Genomic DNA, 2,476 nt, shown 5'->3' on the forward strand with positions numbered 1-2,476 from the left:
TGAAAGTGTGCGCCATGTCATTCATGGTTGGGATTGTCCAAACATTGGACCAAAGCCCTTGGAAAATGCTTTGAGAACAACTCCTTACCTAAACCCGAAAGGGCAAGGGGACAAGAGCATGGAGGTAACGCAGAGGCTATCAGAAGGTTGTTTATGGTATCGCTCTGCTAGTTCTGCACGATATGGTTAAGGCTAAACTGCTTAAACTTCAATTACCAGTGAAGGAACCGCACTTTCGGGGATACACAACCTAAATACTCCCCGCCTATAACATACTTGGTTACGACTTTCGACCAAGGAAATCCAAGGTTGTAGGACGTTGAGCAGTGAGCTCAATTAAGGTGATAAATGAAGAACCTAAGTCGTGCTAGCACGTTCCAACCCTGAAGAACATGGGATTGCCTACGAAGGGAGACCTTTAAGGTAACGGAATTTCCATAGTATCCAATGTAATTTCTGTAATGGAAATTACACAGATGGACTGTAATGTGTGCCATTGACTCGTATGGGTAGGAGAAGGGAAATAGGTGATTATGATATCAAATCTAGGAGGAACGCGAGATGCGAACGACCGAAGCAGTTTTGAATATCATCAGCGAACGAGGAAAGAAAGGACTTCCCATTGAAAGAATCTATCGATTACTTTACAATCGAGAACTCTATCTCATGGCATACCAAAATATCTATAGCAATAACGGATCAATGACCAAAGGCATTACCGAAGAAACTGTAGATGGTATGTCTATGAAGAAAATTGATGATATCATCGAAAAGGTTAAGCGAGAGTCTTATCGATGGACACCTGTAAGAAGAACTTACATTCCAAAGAAAAATGGAAAGATGAGACCATTAGGCATGCCTTCTTGGTCAGATAAACTCCTACAAGAAGTTATGCGAATCATTATGAATGCATACTACGACCCACAATTTAGTGATAAGTCACATGGATTCCGCGAGAATCGTGGGTGTCAAACCGCACTTGAAGCTATTCGCTATCGAGATGGATGGAAAAGCGTTAAATGGTTTGTTGAAGGAGATATAAGTGATTGCTTTGGAAGCATAAACCACGAGATTATAATCAGAATTATGTCAGAAAAGATACACGACAGTCGATTTCTGAGATTAATTAAGCATCTTCTCGTAAGTGGTTACATGGAGGATTGGAAATATAGCCAAACTCTCAGCGGGTGTCCACAAGGAGGAATTCTAAGTCCCTTACTCTCTAATATTTACATGAATAAACTTGACCAATATGTGGAAAAGACATTAATTCATCTGTACACGTCTGGAATAAGACGCACAGAAAATAAGGAATACAGAGCAATTCTCAAGCAAATCGATAAATATAAACGTCATGGTAACTGGCAAAAAGTTAAGGAACTAAGAAAAATTGCGCAGCAAATGCCCTCGAAAAACCCAACTGACCCAAAATTTAAACGGCTTTATTACGTTCGATATGCGGACGATTGGCTAATTGGTTTATCTGGGAGCAAACAAGATGCAGAGGAAGTTAAGGCGAAAATTAAAACTTTCCTAAAAACAGAGTTGAACCTTAACCTTAGCCCAGAAAAGACGTTAATTACACACGCTAGAGAAGAAAAAGCACGTTTCCTTGGTTACGACATCCATGTATTACATTGCAATACACAACATGATAGACGTGGTCAAAGAATAATTAATGGGGTAATTGGACTAAGGGTACCAGAGGACAAAATGAAGGCTAAGATGAACGAATATATGGCAAAAGGACAACCTATCCACAGAAAAGAAAGAACCACAAACTCTGATTATGATATTGTTAGCCAGTTTCAAGCAGAGTTTAGAGGATTTGCCCAATATTATCTACTTGCCTACAATGCTCATCAACTCCATAACGTAAAACGAGTTATGGAGCGCTCTCTCGCAAGAACATTAGCAAATAAGCACAAAACTACCATCAACAAAGTCTTTAAAAAATATAAAAAGGTATTGAAAACAAAAGATGGGGAATATAAGGTGCTTCATGTCGCAATTGAGAGAGAAAACAAAAAGCCTCTGGCTACTTATTTCGGTGGTATGAAACTAGCCTACAATAAAACCGCTACAATCATAGAAAATCCTGTCAAAATTTTCAATACTAGAACTCAATTGATAGACAGGTTGCGGAATAATACTTGCGAACTATGTGGAGCACGAGGAAATATTGAGATGCATCACGTTAAAAAGCTAAAAAATCTTCGCAATAATAGTAGGAAAGAAAAGCCTGAGTGGATAAAGAGGATGGTAGCCATGAATCGCAAAACACTAGCTGTTTGTGAGGAATGCCACGATAAAATTCACGCCGGAAAATACAATGGGATGAAAATTCGTTGATATATAGTCACTGGCGAGCGGAGTGACTAGGAAACTGTCACGCTCCGTTCTGGGAGGGGTAGTTGGAAAAGTGCTTATTTCAAATATGTAACTCGCTGGCTACCTACTCTACCGCACGTACAGT

At 39.6% G+C, this 2,476-nt stretch carries 2 protein-coding genes; both read left to right on the forward strand.

The window, feature by feature from the left end:
- Positions 1-190, forward strand: a 190-nt coding sequence (locus BAQ49_RS33265) for a hypothetical protein (RefSeq protein WP_208610847.1), incomplete at its 5' end; no start/stop codon positions are given.
- A gap of 371 nt (positions 191-561) precedes the next feature.
- Positions 562-2,352, forward strand: coding sequence for a reverse transcriptase/maturase family protein (locus BAQ49_RS05305; protein WP_071744471.1), 1,791 nt, complete (start codon positions 562-564; stop codon positions 2,350-2,352).
- Positions 2,353-2,476 lie beyond the last annotated feature (124 nt).

This window comes from Bacillus proteolyticus (assembly GCF_001884065.1).
In the GTDB taxonomy this organism is placed as follows: domain Bacteria; phylum Bacillota; class Bacilli; order Bacillales; family Bacillaceae_G; genus Bacillus_A; species Bacillus_A proteolyticus.

Bases quoted from the DNA above. Each gene is read 5' to 3' on its own strand.
- BAQ49_RS05305 (WP_071744471.1), top strand. From the start codon at position 562: ATGCGAACGACCGAAGCAGTTTTGAATATCATCAGCGAACGAGGAAAG.